The organism is Nonomuraea sp. 3-1Str (assembly GCF_031570565.1).
Lineage (GTDB): Bacteria > Actinomycetota > Actinomycetes > Streptosporangiales > Streptosporangiaceae > Nonomuraea.
The window spans coordinates 13,262-39,251 of record NZ_JALHBK010000028.1 but is presented as its reverse complement, the minus strand read 5'-3'; the positions used below and the strand labels follow the sequence as shown (position 1 = coordinate 39,251).

Sequence of the window (25,990 nt, the reverse complement as noted above, 5' to 3'; positions counted from 1 at the left end):
AGAGGTTCAGCGGGTTGCACGGTGCTGGTGGAACTGTGCGGCGTAGGCGGGAGTGGTCCACACGCGGGTACCCGGCCGGCGGCTGGGGCCGTAGACGCTAGGAAAGTACAGGTTGCTGCGCCGCGGGACCGCGATATTGACGAGGTTTCCGGTGAGCACGGCGGTGACGAAGACGTTCAGCTTCAACGGCCCGGGGTTCTCCCAGGTGCCGGTGGCCGGGTCGTAGCGGCGGTGCCCGTCGAGGACGGCGGGGACGACGCCGGGGGAGTGGGGCCCGACAGACTCGAAGGGCGAGGGGCCGACAGCCCCGATCTGAATCGAGGGGAACAGTCCCAGCCAGTGCCTGAGTCGGTCGCAGATCCAGCACACCGCCACCCGGTCGCGGGCCAGGGTTTCGGTACGGCGTTGCAAGCTGGCGAGGTTGGCCGGGGAGAGCTGAACCTCCCAAGCGACCTTGCGTCCGGTGCTCGGGTGGGTGGCCAGGGTGTCAGCGCGCCAGCCCTGGCCGGGAACCTCCACATCGGCGTGCCAGCCGGCCTCTCTGGACAAGCGGGCGAACAGGGTCTTGAGGTAAAGGTGCGCCTGTGATTCACCTCGCCAGGGGCAGGAGAGGTCAGCTATGTCATGCGCGAAGAAGCGCAGCCCCTGCGGGCTGACCTTGGCGTGCACACGCCCCCCACACCACGTGCAGGCCAGCATGGGACGGGGCCGAACCCGATGGATGGTGTCCCAGGCCAGCCCGCAGCCCAGATCCTCATGCGTGGCGTCGAGCCGCCCGGCCTCGACATGGTGGGCAGTGAGTGGCACCTGAAGGACCTCCTCGACAAGGAGTGTCCATGCCAAGTACATGGCTGGCGAGGGCAGAAAACCAAGATCGGGATTTACTTGGGAGAACGGTGTTTCGTGTAGGTCGGGGACAGCGGACGTAAAGCCCTGCCTACCTGCCCGTATGGGCCTATGTGGGCGAGATGGAGAAGGCGGACGGGAGCGGGAAGCCGGCACCGCGGCGAGAGACGGGGGAGGATCTCCCAGGCCTGAGGTTGATGCCGGTGGGCCCCGCGCTCGCCCTGGTCGGCGGGGCCGCGGCGGTGCTGCTGACGACGGTGATCGTCGGCGGGCTGGTGCTGCTGGGCGCGGAAGGGCTGAAGCCCGAGGCGCAGGTCAGCGCGGCCACCCTGTTCGACCTGCTGAAGATCGCTTTTGCGGTGGTGGCCGGGATGGGCGGGCTGGTGGCGCTGGTGGTGGCCTACCGGCGGCAGAAGGTCGCCGAGGCGGCGCAGAAGCTCGCCGAGGACGCGCACATCCTGGCCCGGCAGGGTGAGGAGCGGGCGCACCGGGGTGAGGCGCGCGAGGCCACCAAGCTGCACAACGACCGCTTCGCCACTGCGGCTGGCCAGCTCGGCCACGACTCACCCGCGGTGCGGCTGGCCGGCGTGCACGCGCTGGCCGGCTTGGCCGACGACGCCCCCACCCGGGAGCTGCGGCAGACCTGCATCGACGTGCTGTGCGCCTACCTGCGCATGCCGTACGCGCCGCAGCCGGCCGCCGACGCCCCAGAGGCCGAGCGGCTGGCCTTCGCCGGACTGCGCGAGGTCCGCCACACCATCATCCGCATTATCACCGCCCACCTCCGCGAGGGTGCCGGCGTCTCTTGGCAGGGTTACGATCTCGACTTCACCGGTGTCGTCTTCGACGGCGGTGACTTCACCGGCGCGAGGTTCGCCGGCGGTCAGGTCTCCTTCTACGGCGCGGAGTTCGCTAGCGGCCGGGTCTCCTTCGACGGCGCGGAGTTCGCCAGCAGCCGCGTCTCCTTCTACGGCGCGAGGTTCACCGGCGGTCAGGTCTCCTTCTACGGCGCGGAGTTCGCCGGCGGCGAGATCTCCTTCGAGCTCGCGACGTTGTCCAGCGGCCAGGTCTCCTTCGAAAGCATGGAGCTCTCCGGCGGCGAGATCTTCTTCTACGGCACGAGGTTCACCGGCGGCCCGGTCTCCTTCTACGGCACGAGGTTCACCGGCGGCCGGATCTCCTTCACCGACGCGAGGTTCGCCGGCGGCCAGGTCTCCTTCCTGGGCACGGAGTTCTCCGGCGGCCAGCTCGCCTTCGAGCGCGCGGCGTTGTCCAGCGGCCAGGTCTCCTTCAACGACGCGACATGCTCCAGCGGCGAGATCTCCTTCTTCGGCATGAAGTTCTCCGGCGGTGAGGCCTCTTTCTTCGGCGTGGAGTTCGACGGCGGCCGCGTCTCCTTCACCGGCGCGAAGTTCTCCGGCAGCGAGATCTCCTTCACCGGCGCGGAGTTCTCCGGCGGGTGGCTGGATTTGTCAGCGGTGGCCGGATGGGCAGTACCGCCGGTGGGACTGCCGCAGCCGGCGCCGCCCGGGCTGGTGCTTCCCGCGGGGTGGCCCGGCGTCGGCGGGCAGCGCGGCCCCGACGACGCCGGCCGGGCGGGCGGCGGCCCGGAGGGGCCGGACGGCAACTTGCGGGAGGCTTAGTTCCGGCACCCTACCGGCGGGTAGATCGGAGGCCCTTGCCTGTTTCCGCCGCACTTGGTCTGTCACTCACAGCTACCTTGCGGCTGGTGACACGGACCTGAGCGGAGGGCCTCTCACACCGGGGCGGCATGTGGCGGCGGCTCCGAGAGAACCTGGCTCAACCCCTCAGCCAGTACGGCTCTCCTCCGGTGCGTGTCGCCGGGGGAGTGGCCAGCATTCGGTGAAGGTGGGCGTAGGGCTGCCGAGGAACGTCGAGGGCTATGCCATCCTCGCACCACGCCACCAGAGCGGTTGCGGCGGCGAAGGGCCGAGGTCGCGGAGGTGTGAGTCCATCAGCCGCGATGCCGAGCAGGCCGCCGACGCGCACACCGCGGACGCGGCGACCGCGGTCGAGCGCGATCCGGGCGTCGCGCAGCAGGACCTGCCCCGCGGGCGGGTGCCACGTGCCGAGTGGTGCGCTGCAACGGTGACAAAGGTGCTCGGATCGGTTCTTCAGTTCCGTCGCAGCGCACGCCCCGACCGATCACTCAGCCCGACGCCGAGCGAGGTCTTGTGCGCAACCGCCGCAGCACGCCCCTCAATCCCGCGGTTCCTGCCCGACGACGGCTTGGCCGGACGCGTGCCCGAGCCATCAGGATTCCTCCTGTCCTGGCGGCGGCCGTCACGGGAGCCTGACCTCGGCGAAGACCGGCCGGTGATCGGTGTGCCGCAACTCCAGCACGCGGAAGTCTCGCACCGCCATCCGCGAGTCCGCGAGCACGTGGTCGATCGTCACGCCGGGCAGTCGCCACGTACGACCCATCGCCTGCGGCCAGGTCGCCGTGAATCCGCGTCCCATGACGTCGGCCGCGTCCCGATACCCGGACGCCAGTAGCTCACGCATCGGCAGGTGGTCGAGCGTGGCGTTGAAGTCGCCCGCCAGCAGCCGCAGCTGGCCGCCGCCGCGCGGCAGCGCTTGGAGGCCACCCTGCCAGCACGGTTGCCGGCCGACGCGTTTGGGCGCGCACGGGTGCACGGAGACGATCTCCACACGGTCCCCGCCGGGATGCGCGAGCCACACCCTGGCCTGCCCGAACGCTCCCACCTTGATCGTCTCTCCGGCTGTCAGCGGATGCCTCGCGTACACGGCGGACCCGCCGACCCCTGGCAACGGCCGCGTGACGGCGTGCGGCAACCTCTCGCGCACGCCCGCCTCCTCCAGCCGCCGCATGGCGTCCGGGGTGAGTTCCTGCAGCGTCAGCACGTCCGGCCGCACCTGGCCGACCAGGGCCATCAACTGGTCCGTGTCCGCCTGGCCCACCATCAGATTGGCCGCCAGCACCCGCAACACCGGCCCGTCCGCCGCTGGGTTTCCGTCGGCGAAGGCCCGGGGCACGACGGCGATGCCCAAGGCCATCACGGCCGCGATCCCCACCACCCCCGCCGCCCGCCGTCTCAGCAGCCACGCCAGCGCCACGGCGACCACCGCCCCGGCCGCCGCGTACGGCGTGTACGCCACCACCGGCACCCACGGCCAGTCCGGCTCGAACCCGCTCAGCCGCACCAGCGCCCACCCGGCGAACGGGACAACGGCGATCCAGCTCATCCATGTACGCACGTCTCTGTATCGCCGCGAAGCCCGATGGGCGTTCACAAGAGGGTGCGAAGCGCTCCTGCGCCGTCCGGTGTTGACCATTGACGCGAGGCACTGGGATTAGCAGTTTGCCGTAGCCATCGGTGAGTTGGCCCTACCAGCTGACTTCATCGTCATGCTGCACCTGGAATGAGCCTTTTCGACCGGCGTTCCTGTGGGCATTGCTCGGACCGGGACTGTCATTGTGGCGGCTCGGAGACCTTGCGGCAGCCGAAACGGCCTCGAACTCGATCGCGCGTATCTCGTTGTGCGCCACGAGGCGCTTAGGCATTGAATCGACGGTCACAGATACCGTGGATTCACTACGGCACTTGATCGTTTCGGTGACGGCTCGCTAGGGTTGGGCGCCTTTGTTCGGATCCTGTCCGCTCGTGCCCGAGGATCGTTCGTGCGCCGCTATCGTTTCGGCAGAATCGCCGCGCTGTTCGCCGCCATCTATGTGGCCGCGGTCGTCGTGTCCGGCGTCCTCGCCCTGGCCACCGGCGACTCCGCGCTACTGCGTGAGATCGTCACCGGCGGGTGGGACCCGGACTTCGTGCCCTACACCTGGTGGGTGGAGCTCCTCGTGGTCGCGGGAGGAGTCCTGCAGGGCTGGGCCTACTGGCAGGTGCTGCGCGGGCGGCCGGCCGGCACGGCGGCGGTCAACGACAGGCCGGTCCGGCTGTTACGGGCGGCCCTGTACCTCAGCGTCGCCTGCACGCTGCAGTACCGGCTTCCGATCCCGTACCAGTGGTGGTCGGGCCTGCCCTCCGATGTGCTCAACTTCGCCGTCGTCGGGCTGTTCTTCGTGGTCCTCGCCGGGGCCCTGCCTCGATGGCTGCGGCTGCTCGGGCTCGTGGCCGGGCTGGCGAGCGCCGCCATAGGCATGACCTCCACCGTCGCCTACGGCCTCGGCCAGTACTCCGTCGTGCAGTCCATCTCTCCGTACCAGCTCGGCAACGCCGTCTACCTGCTGTGGCTGGTGCCGGTCCTGGCCGGCCAGGCCAGGGACGCACGCTGGAGGCCAGGCACCGTGCGGATGGGCGGGGCCGCGGCGGCGGTGTCGCTGCTGTCGCCGGGAGGCAATTCGATCGTCGGGTCCGGCGCTTGGGACGTTGACTACAAGCTGGTGCTGCTCATGGTCCTGAGCATCCTGAGCGTCTTCGGGACGGTGTGGCAGGCCCGCTCCGCCCACGACCTGGGCGGCCCGACCCCGGTGCCGTCTCCGGCGCCTCCGGTCCGGGTCGCACCTGCGCGGGCATGGCCCCTCGCCGCCGTGGCCGTGGTGCCCCCACTGATCCCCGCGGCCGTCAACCTCGCGGACGGCATGCCTGTGTGGATCGGCCCGAGGGGCGCGGTCGACGATCTCTTTCACGGGTACGTCGGCTACCCGGCGACGGTGCTCTGGGTCGCCGTGGACATGCTCGTCGGAGTCGGCGCCCCGGCCGTACTGATTCTGATCGCGATCGTCCGCAGGACCAGGCGGCTGCTGCGTGTCACGATGCTGATCTTGACTCTCGCCGCGGCGGCAGGCGTCGTCACCGCGCTCACCACGAAGTCCGAGGCGGACTGGCGACTCATCCCCGAGATGGCCGAACAGCGGCTGGCTCTGTACCCGGATGGGCTGTTCGGCCGGACCGAGAAGGGCGACCTCCTCTTCGGGCTCTCCCCGCTGTGGTACAGCGCCGCGCTCGCCGCCTCCGCCCTCATCCTGCTCGTCCTGTACGGCGCCCCACCGGCCGCCCGCCTGCGCCACCACGTGCTCGTGACGGCGCTGGCCACCTCCGTGGCCCTGTGCTTCCTGCCGGCCGCCGACCAGTCACGCGGTCCGATCACCACGGCCGAGGACTGCTCGCCTCCCGAGCCCTGGGAGATGGACGGCAAGCCCGTGGAACCCCCGCCGCCGACTGGCTCGCGCGCCTTCATCTGCGCCGTACGCCAGCAGAATGCGCTCACATTCGCCGCCACCACGCCCGACCAGGTGCTGCTCGCCCACGGCCGTCGCCTGTGCGCCGTCTACACCCGCAACGACCCACGCGAGCTGACCCGCCTGCGGGAGGTGGAAGGGGTGAGCGTCGGCAACCTGAGCGGGGTGCTCGCCGGGATCTGCCCGGCCGCGAAGGCAAAGGTCACAGCGGAAGCGGCCGCCCAGGATCGCGAATTCGACGAGTTCATGGCCGAGGAGCAAAGCAAATGCGACGCCACCCGGCGTCACCATCCCCTCATCAAGCCCGCCAAGGCGATCCGCCTCAAGGAGCCGGAGTGGCCCGAGGCAGGGCTGGAGCTGTACGACGAGTTCGCCGGCGTGGGCAAGAGCACGACCGCCGGCCCGGTCACCGCCGGACCCGGCCGCGTGACGGTGGACACGCATTCCGACTTCCACGTCTGTGTCACGCTGGAGACCTACACGCGCCGCCCACCGATCGAGACCAAGGGCTGGGACGACGTCGTCGAGGTCGGCTACGCCAACCAGAGCGGCGAGATGAGTTTCATGGACGGCCTGAGCGGCACCGAACTGCCCGACCTGTCGCTCAACGGCCGCAAGGGGCACTACCGCATCCGCGTGCACTTCGCCTGGTTTCCCTGGAAGGGTGAGGAGTACGGCACCCAGCGGCTACTGATCATGGCGTACCCGGGACCGGGCGACAAAGTCGTCACCTACCGCAGACCACCCAAGCGACGTTGAGTGCTGAGGTGGTGTCCCGCCGAGTGGTGGATCGACGATCTCGTCATGCGTTCCTAGTGGCCGTGCAAGGTCCAGTCGTCTGCCGTCTTGGCCCTCCACTCAGATCCGCGCAACCAGCCCCAAAGTAGCTCTGCGTGATGCCCCGGGACCAGCACCCCTACTTGGTCAGGGATTCGGCGACGAGTCGCCAGATGTCCGCGGCCAGGTCCATGTTGCCGCTCTGCTGGGCCTGCTCGGCGAACTTGCGCAGCCCGGCGAGCGCCGTGTCCTGCTCGCCCTCCAGGAGCAGGACGCGGTTGCGCAGGACGTCGAGCCGCATCCGCTCCTGGTAGGTGAGCAGGTCGTCGAAGCCGGTCAGCCGGTCCAGGACCGTGCGGGCCTCGTCGAGGTCGCCGGTGAGGACGGCGATCCGGGCACGCACGGCCAACAGTTGCTGCTCGATGGTGGGTGCGCCCGCGAACGGCAACGCGGCCTGGACTTCTGTGACACGCCGCCGGGCGGACTCCGTTCTGGGCGGATCGGCCCTGAGGTCGAGCCGGGCCGCGCCGAGGCGCAGGCGCATCCAGAGCGTCAGGTCGTCACGGCCGTCGAAGCCGTCGATGGCCTGGTTCATCAGCTTCGCGCCGGTGTCGAGGTCGCCTTGGCGGACCCGGATGTTGGCCACGGTCCACACGGCTTGGGCGCGCAGCGCTCCCGAGACCTGGTCCGCCAGCGTGAGCAGTTCGTCGGCGTGCCGGGCGGCGTCGGGCAGTCGCCCGGCCTCGGCCAGCGCCGACACCAGGGCCAGCAGTGTGGAGGCGCGCACGCGGGCGGGCAGGGCTTCGCGTTCGGCCAGCTCGTAGGCGTGTGTTGCGGCATCGACGGCGCCGACGATCTCTCCGGTGCTGCGCATGCAGCGCGACAATGCGGCCAGCACTCTGGACTGCAACTCGGGTAGCCCGATCTGCGCGCTGAGCGTGGCCAGCTCGTCGAGGCATGTCCGCTGTTCGGCGTACTCCTGACGCCACTGACGCCATTCGGCGACTTGCCAGAGGGCCTGCCAGCGCAGCAGGGGGTCCTCTCCGCCGGAGGTTTTCAGGGCGTCGCTGAGGGTCTGGCCGCCTTCGTCCTGGCTCAGGCCGGTGGCCAGGGTCAGGCTCTGGGCCAGGGAGGTGGCGGTGGACTGGGTGAGCTCGGCGGGGCTGATGCCGAGCTGTGTGGCCAGGTGCGTGATGGCCCGCTCGGTGGGCTGACGCGCCCCTGATTCCAGCCGGGACAGGTATCCGGTGGACATGCCCTCGCCCGCGAGGGCGGCGAGCGTCAGGCCGCGTTCGGTCCTCAGCTGCCTGAGTCGGCGGCCGAAGACTGGTTGTTCGAGCATGTCCGAACTCCCGGGTAGCGGTTGACGTCGTCCGACGTCCGGAGGGTCACGCCCGAGGCTAGCTCATTTGCCTCCCTCTGGACAAGTTCTTGCCAGTGCAGATGCTCGTACGCCACAGCTCTGGCAATTTCGCTTGGCAAATACTTGCCAAGACTTTGGCAATAGCCGTAACGTTCCTGTCGTCGCCAACGGACCTCGTCGCCGACAAGCCAGAAGCAACCCGAAGGAGCACCGCCATGTCCCTCACCCTCGCCCTCACCGACCAGGACCAGCTCACCCTGCGCACCGCCGCCTGGGGCGCCGTCTCGCTGATGTCCGCCGCCGGTGCCGCCGGTTCGGCCCATAAGGCCGCCACCGAGGGCTCCATCGCCCTGACCTCCGCGACCGGCCTGGTCGGGCACGTGCTGGCCAAGGCGCCCAAGGGCGTGAAGTACGGCAAGACCGTGGCCGAACTGGCCGACCAGGTGCTGCCGGCCCTGACCGCCTCCATGAGCCTGCTCAAGCAGCAGGCCCCGGCAGAGGCCGACAACTTCCGCCGCACCGTCCTGGTCGCCATCGAAGCGTCCACCCAGAAAGAGCCCAGCCCCACCATGACCGAGATGGCCCGCAAGATCAGCGCAGCCCTCGACGCCGCCTCGGCCACGCCCGAGGTGAGCGCAGCGAACACCGTAGCCGGGCAGGTTCGCCCGGAGCTGCAGAAGATCATCGAGGAGATCGTGGACTCCGGTATCACCGGAATGCAGCTGCGCGTGAACGACGAGCGCGGTGAGTGGGTCGGCACCGCCGGGGTGCGCGAGCTGGGTTCGTCGGAGCGGCCGCCGGCGGATGGGCGGTTCCGGGTCGGCAGCGCCACCAAGGCGTTCATCGCGACGCTGGTGCTGCAGTTGGTGGCCGAGGGCAGGATCGGGCTGGACAGCCCGGTGGACGGCTATCTGCCCGAGTTCGGGCTGGACGAGCGGATCACCGTACGGATGGTGCTGCAGCACACCAGCGGGATCTTCAACTTCACCGGCGAGTACTACGAGGACGGGACGTTCGCGCCGGGGATCGCGTGGTCGGGCAAGGAATGGGTGGACGGCCGGTTCCGCACCTACCAGCCCGAAGAGCTGGTCCGGCTGGCGCTGTCCAAGCCGGCGCGGTTCGAGCCGGGCACGGACTGGAGCTACTCCAACACCAACTACGTGCTGGCCAGGCTGGTGATCGAGCGGGTCACGGGCCGCTCGTTCGCCGAGGAGCTGCGGCGGCTGATCCTGGGCCCGCTGGGGATGACGGGCACCGAGGCGCCGGGCACCTCGACGGAGATCACCGGGCCGCACGCCCACGCCTACTACCGGTACGAGGACGGCGGCCGGGAGCACACGGTGGATGTCACCCGCCAGAATCCTTCGTGGATCTCCGCCGGCGGCGACATGATCTCGACCACCCAGGACCTGCACACGTTCTTCGCCGCGCTGAACGGCGGCCGGCTGCTGCCCGCCGAACTGCTGGCCGAGATGCGCAAGCCGGACCCGAAGATCGGCTACGGCCTGGGGATCTTCGAGCAGGACCTGGGCGACAACGGCGGCTTCATCTACCACCACAACGGCGGCATGGCGGGCTCCGCGGCGCTGATGTACAGCACGCCCGACGGCGGCAAGACGATGACGGCCTCGGTGACCTACGTGGACGACGCCGACCTGTCCAAGGCGGCGGCGTTCCAGCAGGCGACGCAGCGGCTCATCGACGCGGTGTTCCGCGACGGCCGGACCACGAGCTGACAACAGCGACCAAGACCCCAGAAACGAGGAAACCATGAAGACAACGATCAGCCGGCGCACGGCCGTCGCGGCGCTCGCAACGGCGGTGCTGGCGGGGACTGCCACCCCCGCCATGGCCACCCCCACCGGGCAGGATCGCCCGGAGCTGCGCAAGGCGATGCAGGCCTTCGTCGACGCCGGTTTCACCGGGATCCAGCTGCGCGTACGCGATCAGCAGGGCGACTGGGCCGCCAGCGCCGGGGTGCGCAAGCTGGGAGCGGCCGCCAAGCCTCCGACCAACGGCAGCTTCTGGACGGGCAGCGTCATCAAGACCTTCACCGCGACCATGGTGTTGCAACTGGTGGCAGAGGGCAGGATCGAGCTGGACAGCCCCGCCGCCGACTACCTGCCCGGCTACGGGCTGGACGAGCGGATCACCGTACGGATGCTGCTGCGGCACACCAGCGGGATCTTCAACTACACCGGCGAGTACAAGCCCGACGGGACGATGGACGAGCCGGGGATCCCCGCCAACGGCGACGGGTGGGTGCCCAACCGGTTCAAGAGCTACGAGCCCGAGGAGCTGGTACGGCTGGCGCTGTCCAAGAAGCCGCGGTTCGAGCCCGGGACGCAGTGGAACTACTCCAACACCAACTACACGGTGGCGCTGCTGATCATCGAAAAGGTCACCGGCCGCTCCTACGCCACCGAGCTGAAGCAGCGCATCACCGGGCCGCTCGGCCTGCGGGGCACCCTCGCGGCGGGCAACCGGACGACGGCACTGCCCGGGCCACACGCCCACGGCTACTACCAGTACAAGAACAGCGTGATCGACCTCTCCCATCAGAACATGTCCCTGCTGACCGGCGCCGGTGACCTGATCTCCACCACGCAGGACTTGACCACGTTCTTCTCCGCACTGAACGGCGGCAGGCTCCTGCCTGCCAAGCTGCTGGCCGAGATGCGCACGGCGATTCCCACGTCGATCCCCAAGCAGGACTACGGCCTCGGCATATGGGCGCAGGACCTGGGCCCCGGCTGCGGCACCGTCTACCAGCACAACGGCAGCCCACCGCACGGCTACGGGGCGCTGATGTACAGCTCGCCCGACGGCAGCAAGACCCTGACCGCCTCGGTGACCTGGCTGGACTCGGCCACCAGAGGTCCGGCGAAGGACTTCCTGACGCTGGTGGACGCCCTCGTCAAGCAGGAGTTCTGCGACACGCCGGCCGGCTCGGCCGACCAGAGTGAACCCACCGGATAGGCACGGCCGGACGGGCGTGGTTCTGCCTGTTGTGCTGCCGCGGTTCACCGGAACGTGTCCCCGTCCTGAGGTTCAGCAGTGCGTCAGGAACGGCAGCAGCCGTACCGGGGCGGGGCTGTCGGCATCGGAGAGCGGGGCGGCCCGCTGGGGGCCGCGTTCGCCGAGTACGGCCGGATCGACAAGACCATGCACCTGCTCGCCGTGGTCGACCCAGTCGACGACACCTACCGGCGGCTGATGAAACGGCAGCTCACCGTGCAGGAGTCCCGCCACCGCCTGGCCCGTGCAATTCGCCACGGCGGCCGGGGGCCAGATCCGCCAGGCGTACCGCGAAGGCCAGGAGGACCAGCTCGCCGTGCTCGGCCTGGTCCTCAACGCCGTCGTCCTGTGGAACACCCGCTACCTGGATGCCGCCGTCGCCCTGTCATCCGCGGTCGCTGATCCGCTGCGCCTCGCCTTGATCTTCAACCTGCGCCACACGGTCGCGAGCCGGTCGGGTCAGTCCGCTCTGCGGTGATGGCCCGGACGTCTTCGGGCGGTTGCAACCCAGATGGATGCAGGATGCGCCCCTGGTCATCGAAGCCGTGTGTTCGCTGGACCGGTCTGTCGAGGTGCCGGCCGCAGCGGCGACCGCATGCCGGTCCGCGTCCGTCGCCGCCGGGTCGTCGTCGGTGACGGCCGTGGGGCCACCGCCCCGGCCGTCGCGCCGCACGCACGCATCAACCACCGTGACATCCGGCCAGGACATCGGCCCACCTTCGACTCTCAACGAACCGGCAACCGCGCACGGCGTCCGCCGATAGCCGGGCCTGGCCGCAACGGCCGACCGAACGCGTCCCGGAGCGTACCGGCCTGCCTCAGCCGGTGGCGTAGCCCATCCATGATCCCAACATCGACACCGTCGGTGTTGGACAACGACTCCCGCCAGGTCCGACCGACCACGCCTTCACTACTTGCCTAACTTGCCTTAACGTCATCCAATTCGCTGACCTGCGCAAACACTTCACAACCCAAGATGACGGCGAGAGTCGTCGTTCAGCATCGCGGGCGTATCAGGTGACGGATGCACGGCGATGGCTGGGCCCGCCGGTCAGTCGATGCCTTCGATGATGCGGAAGTCGCGCTCGAAGCCGTCGGGGAGGACCACCAGCGCCTTCTGGTACGCCTCGCTCTCGTATGCCGCGACGGCCTGTTCGAAGCTGTCGAACTCGATCAGAACGACGCGTTGCGTGATTCCGGCCTCGTGGGCGACGACTCGACCGCCACGGGACAGGGTGCGCCCGCCCGCAGCCCGGACAGCCGGACCCGCCAGCTTGGTGTAGGCAGTCAGCCTCTCAGGGTCGGAAATGGCGGGGTAGACACTGACCCAGTAGCCCTTGGCCATGGAAACCTCCTGTGTTCGGCCGGACACGTCCGACTTCGAATTGACGCTCAGATGGCTCGACCCCGACGACGGCCCAGGGGCTCGAGGTTCTCAAATGTCTCCGTCGAGGTCATGCCTCGATCCTTGCCGTTCGACCCGGCCTCGGCCATGGCGGAGAAGTCATCCTCCGATATATTCTCGCCATGCCCGTCCACCATGCCGCCCCCGGTGCTCCCGGCACCCGCGACCTGGCCGGTCGCACCGCCGAACAGGATCGGGCGACGCGCCCAGAACCGCGGCCTGGCGCCCACAAGGTGGTCGTCCTCGTACTCGACGGGATCTACCCCTTCGAACTCGGCATACCTCAACACGTCCTGGGCTCCGCCGGTGGCCGCTACGAGGTGGTGACCGCGGGCGTGGACGGGAAGCCCGTGCGCACCGTCTCGGACCTGACCGTCACCCCCGGGCACGGCCCTGAGGTGCTGGCCGAGGCGGACACCGTGATCATCCCTGGGTACGCGATCACCCAGGCCTCGGCCGCCGTTACGGGCTCGAAGGCCCTGGACGCGCTTTCCATCGTCCGGCCCGGCACCCGTCTGGTGTCGATCTGCAGCGGTGCCTTCCTGCTGGCCGGCGCCGGTCTCCTCGATGGGCGCCGAGCCACCACCCACTGGGCGCTCAGCGACCGCTTCCGGGAACTGTTCCCCCGGGTCGAGCTCGACGCCGGCGTTCTTTTCGTCGACGGCGGTGACGTGTTGACCTCAGCGGGGGCGGCCAGCGGCTTCGACGTCTGCCTGCACCTGCTGCGCCAGGACCACGGCACCGAGGTCGCCAACCAGGTCGCCCGCTTCTGCGTCATGCCGCCGTACCGGGACGGCGGGCAGGCACAGTACATCGAGCGCCCACTGCCGCCGACGGGCGCAACCGGCACCGGTCCGACCCGCGACTGGGCATTGCAGCGGCTTGAACTGCCGCTGTCGCTGGACGAGTTGGCCGCGCACGCGGCGATGAGCACCCGTACCTTCGCCCGGCGCTTCAAGGAGGAGACCGGTCTGAGCCCCGGCCGCTGGCTGACCTCGCAGCGGCTGCGGCGGGCCCGGCACCTGCTGGAGTCCAGCGATCTGCCGGTGGAACGCGTCGCCCACGAGGTCGGATTCGCCACCGCCACCTCGCTGCGGCGGCACCTCGCGGCGGAGGCCGGAGTCGCCCCGTCGGCGTACCGTCGCACCTTCCGTGCCCCGGATCCGGCCGCCGGCCATGCGGGCTCCATTTCCGCCTAGCGACGACGCACCGTACGCTTCCCGGTGGTTCATCCGAACCTCTGCGCCGGGCGTCCATCGGCCGAGGCGCGCGGCGATTCGCCCGCGAGCGTCGTCGGTGTCAACAGCCGACTGAGCTCGAAGGCCTTGTCCAGCGTGATCCACTCGACTTCCGCGTGCAGGGCCTCGATTGCCTGGGCTGTCGACTCGACCTCCACCTCGACAGCAACACCCTGCGTGTTGTGCGCGCGCTGCCGCGATCGCGGCGCTCGCCCCGCCCGCCGCGGCGATGCAGACCAGCGCTGCAGTGGTGCACCCGAGGGACAAGGTCTTCAGCGAGAAGATCAGCACCCGCGTCCGCGTACGCCCCAAGTTCGAGGAAGCACTGCGGACCGCGCGGGAGGTCAAGGCCCACGCCCCACACTGCCGGGTCATCTTCACCGGGTACGAGATGAAGCGACTCGGCCGCGCCGCCGCCGAACTCACCGCGCTCGCCGACCACCTCACCGCCCACGGCCTCATCCCGGAGATGCTCGCCGGGCCGTTCCCCGGCATCTACGACTCCACCGGGCCCGGCAAGCTGCTGTTCGCGTTCTTCGTCGCGATGGCCGAGACCGAGCGGGAGAACATCCGCGAGTCCACGCTCGAAGGACTTGACACCGCGGCCCACAAGGGCAAGCACGGCGGCCGGCCCCGGTCATCACCGATGGCGGCGGCATGGACGAGGAGGGGGCGTAAGGCGGAGGTCTCTGAAGCTCGAACCCTCGCGACTCGCAGGAAAGACAAACTCGCGATCGTCTGAATGTCGTGGCTGACGCAGCAGAAATTGCCCGGATGAATTCGGTTGCGGTGTGATTAATGGGCTTGGTGGAGTACCTGCATGGACAGTGCCACTGAGCAGGTGCAATGGGCGAGCGCTCGAAGAGGCCGAACGATTACGCGACCACCTGCTCCCTGGCACAGGTTTGCGGTGCTCGGGGCCCTGATGCTTGCCGCCCTCACCTTCAACACCGCGGAGAACCTACCAGTCGGCCTCCTGGAGCTCATCTCCGAAGACCTCCGGGTGTCACTGTCAGCGGTCGGCCTCCTGGTCACCGGCTACGGCGTGACGGTGGCCATCGCGTCTGTGCCGATTGCCCACGTTGTCCGCGCCGTGCCCCGACGTTTTGTGCTCACGGGGCTGCTGGCCGCGCTCGTGGTGTCCAGTCTCGTTGCGGCGCTGGCTCCCTCGTACGGGCTGCTCCTGGTGGCGCGGCTGCTGACTGCGCTCGCCCAGGCGCTGTTCTGGGCCGTGATGGGGCCGGTCGCGGTGGGCCTGTTCGCGCCCGAGGTCCGGGGGCGGGTGGTCGGGGCGCTGTCCGTCGCCGGTTCGCTCGCCCTCGTGCTCGGTGTTCCCGCTGGTACCTGGCTGGGCCAGCAGAGCAACTGGCAGGTACCCATCGCCCTACTGGCGGCTCTGGGGCTTGTCTCCCTAGTGACGATCGCCGTCCTGCTGCCGACTTCGCGCCCGGAAGAAGAGCCTGCCGCATACGCCACCAGTCCCGACGGGCGACGGTTCGGCACGGTACTGGCGGCCGGAGCCTTGTCCGCCACCGGGGCGTTCACGGGATACACCTACATCGTGACGTTCTTGGGAGACATGAGCGGGTTCTCCCCGAGCGCGGTCAGCGTCCTGTTCGTGGTTTTCGGTGTCGCGTGCCTGATCGGGGTGAGCATCACCGGGGTGTTCCTGGACCGTTTTCCGCAGTCCGCGTTGGCCACTGCCGTGGCCACGCAGGCGGTGGGCATGCTCGGCCTGTACGCGTTCGGCGCTCATCAGGTGGCGGCGGTGGTGTTCCTGGTACTGATGGGCGGTGCACTCGGGCCGGTGTTCATGACTACGCAAAACGCGATGCTGCACTGCGCGCCGGGTCGCACGGACATCGCCTTTGCGGCGAACTCCGGCGCCTACAACGCCGGCATAGCGGCGGGTGCCGCGCTTGGGGCTCTGGTCCTGCCACTCGCCGAGGTACGAGGCACCTTCCTCGCCGAGGGGCTGCTGACCATTGGGTCCTGCGCAGTCCTCCTCGGCGGTCGGCTGATACCGGGGTTGAGGAACACCGGTACAGCCATTAGCGCTGAGAACGATCTTGATTGCTGATTGGGGCTCTGCCTTCGCTGTCGGGCCGCCTACAGATCAACACGCCCGTCGGCCGAGAAGAGCCACCGAACACCACACAGGATTAGCCGAAGTCACCTCAAGAGATTGACAGGTAACCGCACCAGTTCGTACTCGGTGCCCATCTCCGGGAAGGAGAGGCGGAGCGCCGCTGGCCTCAGCGCTGGCCTGGGTCGGTGGCCGATCGGCTCAGCGGCGGATGCGGTAGCGGATGTGGGTGGCCTCCGGTGTGTCGATCACCTGAACGATCTCCAGTTCGATCTCCGACGGCAAGACGTCGAACAGCCGGCGGCCGGCGCCCAGCAGCACCGGGATGTGATGGATCTGCACCTCATCCAGCACCCCGGCCTCGAGTGCCTGTTGCACCGTGTAGGCGCCGCCACGCACCTGGACGTCCCGGTCCCCGGCGGCGGCCTTCGCCTGCGCCATCGCGCTTTCGATCCCGTCGTTCACATATGTCACCAGCGGATGACCCCAACGGGCGGCCGGGCTGGGCGGCCGGTGACTGGGGACGAAGATCGGGAGACCGTCGTGATCGCCTCCCCAGTGATCCATGAGTTCGGCGGTCCGCCGCCCTGCGAGGACCGCACCGGCCGCCTTCCATTCGCCTTGGAACTGCTGGATCGGCCCGGACGACGGACCGGTCTGCGGGCCCGCGTCAGCCCACTTGTGCAGCCGCTCGCCATCGTCGCCACCGAGATAGTCGTTGGGATCGGCGACGTACCCGTCGAGCGACATTGACATGTCGAGCACTGATGTGGACATAGTCCGCTCCTTGTCTGCGACGGTGCAACTCCCCAGCCACGCCGCCTGCTCCCGAGTTCGGGAACTAACTGTGTCTCCATAACACTGTGTATCATAGATACAGTTTTAGGGTGGGCAAGTGGGAGGCTGCGATGTCGGCTAACGAGGATCCGATGGCCGTGGCCGAACTGTTGTGGGGCCTGCGGAAGCCGCGCACCAGGGGCCCCAGACCCGCCTTCGACCTCGCCCAGGTGGCCGACGCCGCTGTCAAGGTCGCCGATACCGAGGGACTGGAGGCGGTCTCGATGCATCGGGTAGCCGCCGAGCTCGGCCTCACCAAAATGGCCCTGTACCGCTATGTCAACGGCAAGTCTGAGCTGAGTGCAATCATGATCGAGGCGGCGGTCGGCACACCCCCCGACTTGAGCGGCGCGACCAGCTGGCGGACCAAGCTGGAAGAGTACGCCCGCCAACTGTCCGCCGCCTGGCGACGCCACCCCTGGCTGCCGTCGATCACCGTGGGCGACCGCGTCATGGGTCCATGCGAAACTGGATGGCCCGAAAGAGCCCTCAGTGCTCTGGCCGACACGCCCCTGACCGAACGCGAACGGCTGGACGCGGTCATGCTGGTCTCCCACCACATCCGCGCCACCCACCCAGCCGCCACCCAAGGCACTCAGACCTGGACGGACGGCAGCGCCGCCCCCATCATGCGCGACCTGCTACTCCGCAACGCCGACCGTTTCCCGCTGCTGGCCACCACCATGGCCATCCCCTCGGCCACCACGACCCAGGAGTTCGGCCTGCACACCCTCCTCGACGGCCTCGAACACATCATCACCCAACGCACTCGAAACAGCGGCGACGAATCAGCAGCTTCGAGTCCAGCTCCTCCGTAAGGAGCAGCGGCGCCCGACCGGGATGGATGGAGTGGTGCGGTCGCGAAGCTTGTTGTCGGACAACGACGGGGGCCTGAACTACTGCGTTCCGCTCGGGGACGCGCGGGAACCGATGATGATCGCTATCAGAACTCCTCATTCCTGAGATCACGAAGAGTGGCGATGATTACACGGAGCTACTTTGGGGCTGGTCGCGCCGACCCGAGTGGTGGGCCCAGTAGCTGCCGGTGGAACGACGGGGGGACGGACTCGAAGCCACGTCATGGGCCTGCAGGGCGGCCTGCTCGGGGCCCTGGGGGTCTTATTGGTCGGTGTCGTCGCTCTCAGCTCGGGCTGGATCGCGCAGGGGCCGCAGCCCGTCTGTGGGCTGGGATGCGGTGAAGCTGTATCGGCCCAGGGTGTCGACGTGCTTGGGCCCCAGCGGAGAGAGCCGGGCGACGTCCTCATTGAGGACCTGGCGGTCCTTGGGCGGGCGGGAGCGCAGGTGGGTAACGGCGGCGTCCTGGTAGCGGGTGTTCCACAGCGCGGTCTGCTGATCGCCGATGCCTACCTGCGGGTCGAGGACGGCGTGCCGTACCCGGCGGTGCTGCTGACCACCGGACGGCGCGACGCGCGGGTGCCGCCGTGGCAGCCGGCGAAGCTGGCCGCCCGCCTGCAGGCGGCCAGCTTCGCCGGCCGGCCGGTGCTGCTGCGTGTTGAGGAGCACGGCGGTCACGGCGCCGGCTCGACCCGAGAGCAGGAACATGCCCTGCTCGCTGATGTGCTGGCCTTCCTGTTGCACGCTTTCGAGGCGTCACGATGAGTACGACTGAGCAGCGGGCCCTTGGTCATGTCGTGTTCGGCGAGCGCGGCGGCGACGGCTTCGGTGCTGGGCTGGACGTAGATGCCGGGGGAGCGTAGGTTCCGGTGGCCGGACAGGGCCATGAGCATCGAGGATGACCAGCCGTCCTCGCCCAGGTCGCTCAGCAGGGCGCCGTCGCCGAGAGCGGCCCGCAACTGGGCGTCACGCGAGCGGCCCAGCGCATGGCCGGCCGGTTCGCTGGACACGCCACCAGGCGGTTCCTTCATGTTCCCGGACACTCAAGATGAGGACGAGCGCATCATTCACCGTGAGGACGTGGTGGTGTGAGCAGACCCCGGCAGCGTGAAGCTGACGGGGTCTGCGCGTATGGGTTGGCGGCTTGATGTGCGCATTGGCAGCCGGTCGCGGAGGCCCGGGCTCAGCCGTGGATCGCGTCCGGCCAGGTCATTGATGAGTGGCCGCCTCTGTGAGTGGCGCGTTAGGAGATCGTGCTCCGTGACGCCACCGGCAGGTCTCCTCGGTCGAGTCGCGGCGAGGCCGCGGTCACGCGGCCAGGGCGGTAAGCACCCGTTGCCGCAGTAGCTCGTACTCCTCGCGACACCGGCGGGGCGGTCCTGGTGGCCGCTGCTGTACGTGACCACCGGCCACGACCTCGCCGGGTTGAAATTGATCGGATGTGAAGTCCACGTCGGTGCCGTCAGGCAGCCGATTCCAATAGTGGTTCCAGACCTTGACGCCATCGATATGAACCTCGCCAAGAATCAGGTCACCTCCGAGCAGGTCCTGCACTACCAGTGCCGTCGTCCCGCACTGGCTCCTTGCTGGGTTGTCGGGCCGCCACTGTTCACGGCCAACTGGATCGCAGGTGTCAGGCCCCCAGGCGGCCCGCAGTAGCGGCCGCAACAGTTCTACGTTCAGCATCCCGAGAGTGTCGCAGATAGGGGTGACAGATCCGCGGATTGACCGATCTGCACGTGCGTCTGGTCAGCCGAAAGGATGGGGTCGACGATCGCAGCCGCTTGGCGAGGGCGTCGTCGGTGAACAGTGGGTCGGAGCAGCCGGCCGGGCCGACGTGATGGGCGAGGTAGCTGGTGGTCTGTTGCAGGGTCATGCCGTTCTTGTGGCAGCGTTGCGCAGGTGACCATGAAGCACCGGCACCCGGGATGGAGACTTGCAGAACCCTCCTGGGTCAGGCCTTCAGGGCGGGTGGCTGCGGTGCGGCCCGAAGTTCCCACAGGTCGGGGATGTGGCTGTACAGGCGTTCCGACGGAGACGCCCAGCAGTTCGCAATCGAGGTGAGCGAGCGCTCTGGATGGGGCGCCGCACGGACAGGGCCGTGCGGGTCAGGCAGGAGCGCTGGAACTGGGTTTCGGTGTGACCGCTTTCGCTGGCGCACGCCGCCGTGGCGGCCGCCGGAGCTGGCGATCGACAGTGCCGCGGTCCGCGAGGGGATGGGATTTCAAGATCCTTCCCTAGGGCCGATCAGCGGGTTCGGATGCAGGCGCACGTAGTCGGTCGCCGCCTGTGTGAACGCGCGTACGCGGGCGCTCTCAGCGGAGGTCAACCACACCAGCCGCCACTCGAACGGCCGGCCATCTTGGATCGGCACGTAGGTGACGTCCGGCCGTGAGTCGTAGCGGCGCGCGTGCGCGGGCACGACGAAGACGCCCTTGCCCGCCCCGATGAGCGCGAGCATCTCCTGGATGGTCCCGAACGTGAGGCCGCGCGGGATCGGCAGGCCGCCCGGGGTGGTGCGCGGCACCACCAGCGCGTCCACCTCGTCGGTGAACTCCCTGGGCCGCAGCACCCTGTCGCGGGCCAGGTCCTCCATCGATACCGACGCGCGGCGCGCGAACGGGTGCCGCGAGGAGACTGCCAGCATCGGCTGCTCGCGGAACAGGATCGGCCCCTCGGCCACCTCTGGCTCCAGTGACGGCGCGCCGACGAGCAGGACGTCGATCTGGTCGCTGTGCAGGAGCGAGGTGCCCTCGGCGTAGCGGCTCTCGGTGATCTCCACCTCGCACTCGGGGTAGCGGCTGTGGAAGAGATCGGAGACCTCGATGGCGAACTGGCCGACCGCGGTGCCCACGAACCCCACCCGCAGCACGCCGTCGATGCCCCTGCCCGCGGCGACGGCCCGGGCAATGCCGTCCTCGATCTGCTGGACGGCCGGCCGTACGTCGTCGAAGAGACGCTGACCGACGGGGGTGAGCGCGACCTGGCGGCTGGTGCGTTCGAACAGCGGGACGCCGATGCGGCGCTCGATCTTCTTGATCGTCTGGCTGACGCGGGCGGTGGAGACGTGCAACCGCTCCGCAGTGCGTCCGAAGTGCAGCTCCTCGGCGAGCATGAGGAAGATCTCCAAGTCCCGCCGCTCCACTCCGTGAACCTCCATGTTAACGATCGTTGCCGACACTCTCATTGTTGCCGACCCGGGCAAACAGCATCGTGGAGGCATGACAAACATGACTCTTGTTCTGGGCGGAACTGGCAAGACCGGGCGGCGTGTGGTCGAGCGGTTGACTGCGATGGACGTGCCGGTCCGGGTCGGCACCCGCTCCGGCGGCGTCCCCTTCGACTGGGCGGACCGCTCGACCTGGGCGCCCGCGCTCGAGGGGACCCGCACCGCGTACGTCTCCTACTACCCCGACCTGGCCGTCCCCGGCGCGGCCGACGACATCGCGGCCTTCACCGAGCTGGCCGGCTCGCGGCGGCTGGTGCTGCTGTCGGGCCGCGGCGAGGAGGAGGCGCAGCAGTGCGAGAAGATCCTGGCCGCCTCCGCGGCCGAGTGGACTGTGGTGCGCTGCAGCTGGTTCAACCAGAACTTCAGCGAGGGCTACATGCTCGCGCCCCTCCAGGAGGGAGACGTCTACCTCCCGGCGGGTGAGGTGCCCGAACCGTTCGTGGACGCCGACGACATCGCCGAGGTGGCGGTCGCCGCGCTCACCCGAGACGGGCACGCGGGGGAGACCTACGAGCTGACCGGGCCCAGGCTGCTGACGTTCGCCCAGGCCACCGCCGAGATCGCCGCGGCCGCCGGGCGCGGGATCCGCTACACGCAGATCCCGGTCGAGGCGTACGTGGAGCACGTGCCCGAGGACGTCGCCGGCTTCCTGGCCTACCTGTTCACGACGGTGCTCGACGGCCGCAACGCCTCGCTCGGCGACGGGGTCCAGCGCGTGCTGGGCCGCGAGCCGCGCGACTTCGCCGACTTCGCCCGGGAGAGTGCGGCGACCGGAATCTGGAGCGTGTGATGAGATCAGCGCTCCTGCTCGCGGCCACGCTGGCTGCCGGCCTGATGGCCGGGCTGTTCACCGGGTTCGCCTACGCGGTGATGCCGGGGCTGGCCGGGGCGGGTGACGCGATGTTCGTCGAGGCGATGAACCAGATCAACGTCGCCATCGTGAATCCGTTGTTCTTGCTGGTGTTCCTGGGCGGGCCGGTGCTCGGCCTGGTGGCGCTCGTCCTGGAGCGCCGCTGGACGGTTGCGGTCGGGTTCGCGCTGTCGGTGGTGATGTTGCTGGTCACCATGGCGGCGAACGTGCCGCTCAACGACGCGCTCGCCGCGGGCAAGGTGACGCGGTCCGGGTTCGAGGATCCCTGGAACACCTGGAACGTGGTGCGGGCGGTGGCCAGCACCGGCTCGCTGGTGGCCTTCAGCTGGGCGCTGCGGACCAGATGATCAATTCCAAGGGGTCGGTGGCTTCGCCGCGCGGGGCTGTGGCGGGCGGATCGGTTACCGCTTGAGGAGTTCGGTCAGCATGGCACTGGTCGCTTGGTCAACCGGTAGGAACGCCTCAAGTCGTAGTTCGGCGATGGTGACGTCGATGGCGGTGCCGAAATGGGTGAGCGTGGTGATGAGCGTCAGCTCCCGGCCGTCGCCCGGATCAGGTGCCCGCAGGCGCAGCGGTACGGCGAAGCCGAGGTGGTGCGGGGACTCGCGCGGACGTGGCGGTGCCAGGTCGGTGAGTTCGGAGGCCAGGCGTTGGAGCCGGTCGTCCGGGCTGCGTACGCTCTCGGCCTGGATGCGGTCGATGATGTGCTGCCAAGCACACCGCCGACCCCGTCCACCTCATGCGCGTGTTCGGCATCGGCGCCAGGACCGCCATGAAGTACGTCTACGCCGCCCACCCCGAGAAGCGATCGAGCCTGCCCCGGTAGTGATTCCGCTGGGCGATTCCTGCCCCATCTGGCCCTTCCGGTTCGCATGTTGAGAGACTGATCTTCGTGGCAGAGCTTCCTGGGTTGCGCTCCCCGTCGGAGATGCGGGACTACCTCGTCCTCCAGTTGAACTCGGTACTGCGCCGCCCAGGGATGTATGGCGGAGAAGTGAGCGTTCGACTCGTCCTTGATCACCTGCTCCACCTCGAGCACAGCGACGAAGCCTGGGCCGAAGAACAGCGAGCTCTGGAGCTGCGCGGAGCCTGGACCTCGACCGGCGTGTCCGGGGCTTTCCGGAACTTGATCCCTGGTCCATACGAATCCGGGATGACCGCTGTCTACTCGGAGTTCGCCCACGCCCGCGGCTGGCTGGAGGCTGACCGAACGTTGACAAGTGCTGAGTACGACCAGATGCGAACCCAGATCCCCACCTGGGCCACACGCGACCGCTCGCTCAGCGAGGTGATCAACACCTTCGGGCCACCTTCCGTGCTGCTGGGCGGCAACAACCCCTGCTACGGCAAGACCCTCGGCTACCTCACCGAACCCACAGAAATCCCGATGATCTTCTTTCATCTGTGGAACGGCGTTGATCCAGATGCCGAGTCGACCTGGCCTCCTCGCTACGACGAAGCCGTCCTCCTGGCGGTCCACTACGGCCCGGGCGACTTCAAAACCGGCTTCACCTTCACCCCGGAAGGCAGGAAGCGCCGTCCCACCGGCATCTGACCCAGAACGCCGCCGCCAGCCACCCAGCTCCGAACCCGCACCACCAAGTACCCTCAACACCACGTCGGCGTGTGAGTTCCCGCATGTCCACTGCCAGGAATCGACGAACCCACGCGCTTCAGGATTCGGCGGCATCGCCTACCACCACATCTTCGACACCTACGTGGCGCTGTTCTCCCGGTTCATCCCGTGCGGGCTGTGGGAGGCGGTGCACCTCATCGAAGGGCTGCTGGCCAACACCTCCGACATCCAGCCCTCCACCGTGCACGCCGACACCCAAGGCCAGAACTTCCCGGTCTTCACGCTGGCCACGTTGTTCGGGTTCGACCTGATGCCACGCATCCGCAACTTCAAAGACCTGATCTTCTTCCGCGCCTCCGAGAAGATCGCCTATCCGCACATCGACCAGCTGTTCGGCGAGAGCGGCCGCAACGTCATCGACTGGAAGCTGATCGACAAGCACTGGGTCGACCTGATGCAGGTGGCCATCTCGATCAGCGAGGGCCGCCTGTACTCGGCCACGCTGATGCGGCGGCTGCGGTCCAACTCCCGCAAGAAACGCGTCTACAAGGCCTTCCGCGAGGTCGGCGGCAGCGTGCGCACCGTCGCGCTGCTGCGGTACCCGGCCGACCCCGCGCTGCGAGCGCGCGTCACCGCGGCGACCAACAAGGTCGAGTCCTACAACGGATTCTCCAAGTGGCTCGGCTTCGGCGGGGTGCTGGCCGACAACGACCCCGAAGAGCAGGAGAAACTGATCAAGTTCAACACCCTGCTGGCCGACCTGGTCGTCTTCCACAACGCCCTGGACATCTCCGACGTCGTGCGGCAGTTGGTCGCCGAGGGCTGGCAGATCACCGCCGACCAGCTTCACCTGCAGAGCCGTGTACGGCTAACCATGCACAGCAGGACGTGCTGAGGATCCCTCATACAGATGGTCCTCCGGCTCCTGTCCGAAAGAAGCGGGCGGTGTCGTCATCGGCGGGAAAGTACGCCTCGACGGCGATCTCCTCCAGTGTGACGTCGAAGGCGGCGCCGAACGTCGTGACCGCGTTGATGAAACACAGCTCCACCCCGCGATGACGGATGCGGATGGGCAGCGCGATGTCGGCGGGGTTGAGCGGCGCCGGATCCCCTTCGGGTCCGTATGACAGCAGTTCCTCATACAGCGCGCTCAGCTCAGCATCACCCGCCTGCGCCACCTGGCGGGCGAGCCGGGGCAGTAGATAGCCGCGGACCTGCCCGAGGTTGCGCAGCCGCGGCGCGAACCCGCCCGGATGCAGGCCCAGCCGCATCATGTTGACCGGCGGCCGCAGCAACGACGCATCGACGTTCTCCAGGAAGACGTCAATCGCTCTGTTGGCCAGCAGCAGGTTCCAGCGGCGGTCCACGGCCAGCGCCGGATACGGCTCGTGCCCCCGCAGGATCTGCTCCAGGACCTCCCGCGCCGACGCCAGGTGCGGATCGTCCAGCGGCCGCTCCCGGACGACGGGCGCGTGCCCGGCCGCCACTAGCAGGCGGTTGCGTTCCCGCAACGGCACGCCCAGATTCTCGGCCAGACGCAACACCATCGCGCTGCTGGGAATGGTCCGTCCCGTCTCCACGAAGCTGACGTGCCGGGCGGACACCTCCGCCTGGATCGCCAGATCGAGCTGGCTGAGCCCTCTGCGGTGACGCCACTCGCGCAGCAGCTCGCCGACCGGCCGATCTTGCACCATGCGGCGATTATGGCCCCGCCTGGTCGATCACCGCGATTACATGACATGTAATCGACAGGGCCGGGCGGCTGCTGGAACGGTGGCCGCATGAGCGAAAGCAGCAAGGCCGCACGCAACAAGCAACTCGCCGTCCATGGCTTCACCGAGTTCGCGGCGGGCAACATCGATGTGCTCCGCACCCTCCTGCACGAGAACTTCATCGAGCACAGCCCGGGAAACCCCTCCGGGCGGGAGCCGTTCATCGCGTTCACCGCCGCCGCGCCGGTGGCCCGCGCCAGGCTCGAGCTCAAACGGGTCATTGCCGACGACGATTACGTGGTGATGCACTACCACATGGCCACGGACGACGACCCGCGCGGCATCGCAGTCGTCGACATTTGGCGGCTGGTCGACGGGCAGATCGTCGAGCACTGGGATGTCGTCCAGCCGGTGCCGGAAGCGGCGCAGGTTCCCCACGGGATGTTCTGAGCGGACGGTACGAGGCAGATATCCACCCTGATCGAGATCGATGCCCCGGCGATGGCGGTCTGGTCGGCCCCGACCAGGCCGCACCGCCTTGGTTCACGCAGAGCCATCCCTCAGCTGCGCACGTTTACTCGTTCCTCCGTCTGCACGATTAGAGGTACGCCGACACGAGTTCCTCCGGCGGGCGCTGGAAGGCTGATGTGGACTGCCCGACGCCGCTCGCTGGCGATAGTGACGGGGAAGGTTCATCAGCGAAAGCTGATCGCCAGGGTCGAGGTCGTCGACGACACCGCCAGCGCCCTGCGCATCATCGACCTCTTCGACCAACTGGTCGAGCCCGATGCCGTGCGGCCGGCCGTCGTCCGGGCGGCCGCCGCGATGGCCGGCTGCCCTGCGGGCCTGCACGACGCAGGGCGGGGCTGAGCCGCCGGTGCAACGCCTACGGGCCCTCGCTCGATGGCCACCCGAACATCACGGTGAACCGGATGCCGGTGCCAGGGCAGCCCGGATCGTGGGTGCGGCTGGAACGGAACGGGCCTGCCCGGCCC

The 25,990-nt window shown here is 68.7% G+C and carries 23 protein-coding genes and 2 pseudogenes; 16 read left to right on the top strand and 9 right to left on the bottom strand.

Features of this window, described 5'->3' with window-relative positions:
• Nucleotides 1–6: 6 nt before the first annotated feature.
• Nucleotides 7–849: a hypothetical protein gene (locus tag MTP10_RS33065; RefSeq protein ID WP_310714502.1), complete on the bottom strand. Its 843-nt coding sequence runs from the start codon at nt 847–849 to the stop codon at nt 7–9.
• Between the two features lie 200 nt (nt 850–1,049).
• Here MTP10_RS33065 and MTP10_RS33060 point away from each other — a divergent pair, with 200 nt between their 5' ends.
• Complete coding sequence (locus tag MTP10_RS33060) at nt 1,050–2,489, top strand: pentapeptide repeat-containing protein (RefSeq protein ID WP_310714501.1); 1,440 nt, start codon at nt 1,050–1,052, stop codon at nt 2,487–2,489.
• Between the two features lie 661 nt (nt 2,490–3,150).
• Here the strand turns inward: MTP10_RS33060 and MTP10_RS33055 are convergent.
• Nucleotides 3,151–4,074, bottom strand: coding sequence for an endonuclease/exonuclease/phosphatase family protein (locus MTP10_RS33055; protein WP_310714500.1), 924 nt, complete (start codon nt 4,072–4,074; stop codon nt 3,151–3,153).
• Nucleotides 4,075–4,510: 436 nt separating this feature from the next.
• Here MTP10_RS33055 and MTP10_RS33050 point away from each other — a divergent pair, with 436 nt between their 5' ends.
• Nucleotides 4,511–6,787 (top strand): hypothetical protein, encoded by a 2,277-nt coding sequence (locus tag MTP10_RS33050; RefSeq protein ID WP_310714499.1) that lies wholly within the window; start codon nt 4,511–4,513, stop codon nt 6,785–6,787.
• Nucleotides 6,788–6,944: 157 nt separating this feature from the next.
• On the opposite strand, the gene MTP10_RS33045 is transcribed toward MTP10_RS33050, so the two are convergent.
• Nucleotides 6,945–8,147 carry a helix-turn-helix transcriptional regulator gene (locus tag MTP10_RS33045; protein WP_310714498.1) on the bottom strand — a complete coding sequence of 401 codons (1,203 nt, stop codon included), beginning with the start codon at nt 8,145–8,147 and terminating at the stop codon, nt 6,945–6,947.
• A gap of 236 nt (nt 8,148–8,383) precedes the next feature.
• Between MTP10_RS33045 and MTP10_RS33040 the strand changes: the two genes are divergently transcribed.
• The 3 genes and pseudogenes from MTP10_RS33040 to MTP10_RS33030 all read left to right on the top strand — a co-directional run.
• The gene (locus MTP10_RS33040; protein ID WP_310714496.1) at nt 8,384–9,904 is read left to right on the top strand and encodes a serine hydrolase domain-containing protein; all 1,521 of its coding nucleotides are present in this window, start codon (nt 8,384–8,386) and stop codon (nt 9,902–9,904) included.
• A gap of 34 nt (nt 9,905–9,938) precedes the next feature.
• Nucleotides 9,939–11,147: a serine hydrolase domain-containing protein gene (locus tag MTP10_RS33035; protein WP_310714493.1), complete on the top strand. Its 1,209-nt coding sequence runs from the start codon at nt 9,939–9,941 to the stop codon at nt 11,145–11,147.
• Between the two features lie 141 nt (nt 11,148–11,288).
• Nucleotides 11,289–11,589 (top strand): annotated as a pseudogene (locus MTP10_RS33030) (Tn3 family transposase); the annotation flags it as partial.
• A gap of 648 nt (nt 11,590–12,237) precedes the next feature.
• On the opposite strand, the gene MTP10_RS33025 reads toward MTP10_RS33030, so the two are convergent.
• The gene (locus tag MTP10_RS33025; protein ID WP_310714491.1) at nt 12,238–12,531 is read right to left on the bottom strand and encodes a DUF1330 domain-containing protein; all 294 of its coding nucleotides are present in this window, start codon (nt 12,529–12,531) and stop codon (nt 12,238–12,240) included.
• 182 nt (nt 12,532–12,713) lie between these two features.
• Between MTP10_RS33025 and MTP10_RS33020 the strand changes: the two genes are divergently transcribed.
• Complete coding sequence (locus MTP10_RS33020; RefSeq protein WP_310714488.1) at nt 12,714–13,790, top strand: helix-turn-helix domain-containing protein; 1,077 nt, start codon at nt 12,714–12,716, stop codon at nt 13,788–13,790.
• 29 nt (nt 13,791–13,819) lie between these two features.
• Here MTP10_RS33020 and MTP10_RS33015 read toward each other — a convergent pair whose 3' ends face one another.
• A complete protein-coding gene (locus MTP10_RS33015; protein ID WP_310714486.1) occupies nt 13,820–13,987 on the bottom strand; it encodes a hypothetical protein in 168 nt (55 codons plus the stop codon).
• Between the two features lie 92 nt (nt 13,988–14,079).
• On the opposite strand from MTP10_RS33015, the gene MTP10_RS33010 reads away from it, so the two are divergent.
• On the top strand, nt 14,080–14,571 hold the full coding sequence (locus MTP10_RS33010; protein WP_310714484.1) for a recombinase family protein: 492 nt from the start codon (nt 14,080–14,082) through the stop codon (nt 14,569–14,571).
• A 168-nt stretch (nt 14,572–14,739) separates the two neighbouring features.
• Complete coding sequence (locus MTP10_RS33005) at nt 14,740–15,909, top strand: MFS transporter (RefSeq protein WP_310714482.1); 1,170 nt, start codon at nt 14,740–14,742, stop codon at nt 15,907–15,909.
• 207 nt (nt 15,910–16,116) lie between these two features.
• Here the strand turns inward: MTP10_RS33005 and MTP10_RS33000 are convergent, their stop codons facing one another.
• Nucleotides 16,117–16,692: a dihydrofolate reductase family protein gene (locus MTP10_RS33000; protein ID WP_310714480.1), complete on the bottom strand. Its 576-nt coding sequence runs from the start codon at nt 16,690–16,692 to the stop codon at nt 16,117–16,119.
• A 110-nt stretch (nt 16,693–16,802) separates the two neighbouring features.
• Here MTP10_RS33000 and MTP10_RS32995 point away from each other — a divergent pair, with 110 nt between their 5' ends.
• Nucleotides 16,803–17,570, top strand: coding sequence for a TetR/AcrR family transcriptional regulator (locus MTP10_RS32995; RefSeq protein WP_310714478.1), 768 nt, complete (start codon nt 16,803–16,805; stop codon nt 17,568–17,570).
• A gap of 262 nt (nt 17,571–17,832) precedes the next feature.
• Nucleotides 17,833–18,372 (top strand): prolyl oligopeptidase family serine peptidase, encoded by a 540-nt coding sequence (locus tag MTP10_RS32990; RefSeq protein ID WP_310714476.1) that lies wholly within the window; start codon nt 17,833–17,835, stop codon nt 18,370–18,372.
• A gap of 543 nt (nt 18,373–18,915) precedes the next feature.
• On the opposite strand, the gene MTP10_RS32985 is transcribed toward MTP10_RS32990, so the two are convergent.
• Nucleotides 18,916–19,293, bottom strand: a complete 378-nt coding sequence (locus MTP10_RS32985; protein WP_310714474.1) for a hypothetical protein — start codon at nt 19,291–19,293, stop codon at nt 18,916–18,918.
• Between the two features lie 538 nt (nt 19,294–19,831).
• Nucleotides 19,832–20,767, bottom strand: coding sequence for a LysR family transcriptional regulator (locus tag MTP10_RS32980; RefSeq protein ID WP_310714473.1), 936 nt, complete (start codon nt 20,765–20,767; stop codon nt 19,832–19,834).
• 70 nt (nt 20,768–20,837) lie between these two features.
• Between MTP10_RS32980 and MTP10_RS32975 the strand changes: the two genes are divergently transcribed.
• From MTP10_RS32975 to MTP10_RS32955, 4 genes and pseudogenes are all read left to right on the top strand, one after another.
• Nucleotides 20,838–21,626, top strand: coding sequence for an NmrA family transcriptional regulator (locus tag MTP10_RS32975; protein WP_310714472.1), 789 nt, complete (start codon nt 20,838–20,840; stop codon nt 21,624–21,626).
• Complete coding sequence (locus MTP10_RS32970) at nt 21,626–22,054, top strand: anthrone oxygenase family protein (protein ID WP_310714469.1); 429 nt, start codon at nt 21,626–21,628, stop codon at nt 22,052–22,054. The genes MTP10_RS32975 and MTP10_RS32970 overlap by 1 nt, the downstream gene beginning before the upstream one ends.
• Before the next feature lie 545 nt (nt 22,055–22,599).
• A complete protein-coding gene (locus tag MTP10_RS32960) occupies nt 22,600–23,262 on the top strand; it encodes a hypothetical protein (RefSeq protein WP_310714466.1) in 663 nt (220 codons plus the stop codon).
• Between the two features lie 103 nt (nt 23,263–23,365).
• Nucleotides 23,366–24,178 (top strand): annotated as a pseudogene (locus MTP10_RS32955) (Tn3 family transposase); the annotation flags it as partial.
• Between the two features lie 7 nt (nt 24,179–24,185).
• Here the strand turns inward: MTP10_RS32955 and MTP10_RS32950 are convergent.
• Complete coding sequence (locus MTP10_RS32950) at nt 24,186–24,977, bottom strand: helix-turn-helix transcriptional regulator (RefSeq protein ID WP_310714464.1); 792 nt, start codon at nt 24,975–24,977, stop codon at nt 24,186–24,188.
• An 87-nt stretch (nt 24,978–25,064) separates the two neighbouring features.
• On the opposite strand from MTP10_RS32950, the gene MTP10_RS32945 reads away from it, so the two are divergent.
• Together MTP10_RS32945 and MTP10_RS32940 are read left to right on the top strand one after the other, a co-directional pair.
• Nucleotides 25,065–25,445: a nuclear transport factor 2 family protein gene (locus MTP10_RS32945; RefSeq protein ID WP_310714462.1), complete on the top strand. Its 381-nt coding sequence runs from the start codon at nt 25,065–25,067 to the stop codon at nt 25,443–25,445.
• Between the two features lie 195 nt (nt 25,446–25,640).
• The gene (locus tag MTP10_RS32940) at nt 25,641–25,865 is read left to right on the top strand and encodes a hypothetical protein (protein ID WP_310714459.1); all 225 of its coding nucleotides are present in this window, start codon (nt 25,641–25,643) and stop codon (nt 25,863–25,865) included.
• Nucleotides 25,866–25,990 lie beyond the last annotated feature (125 nt).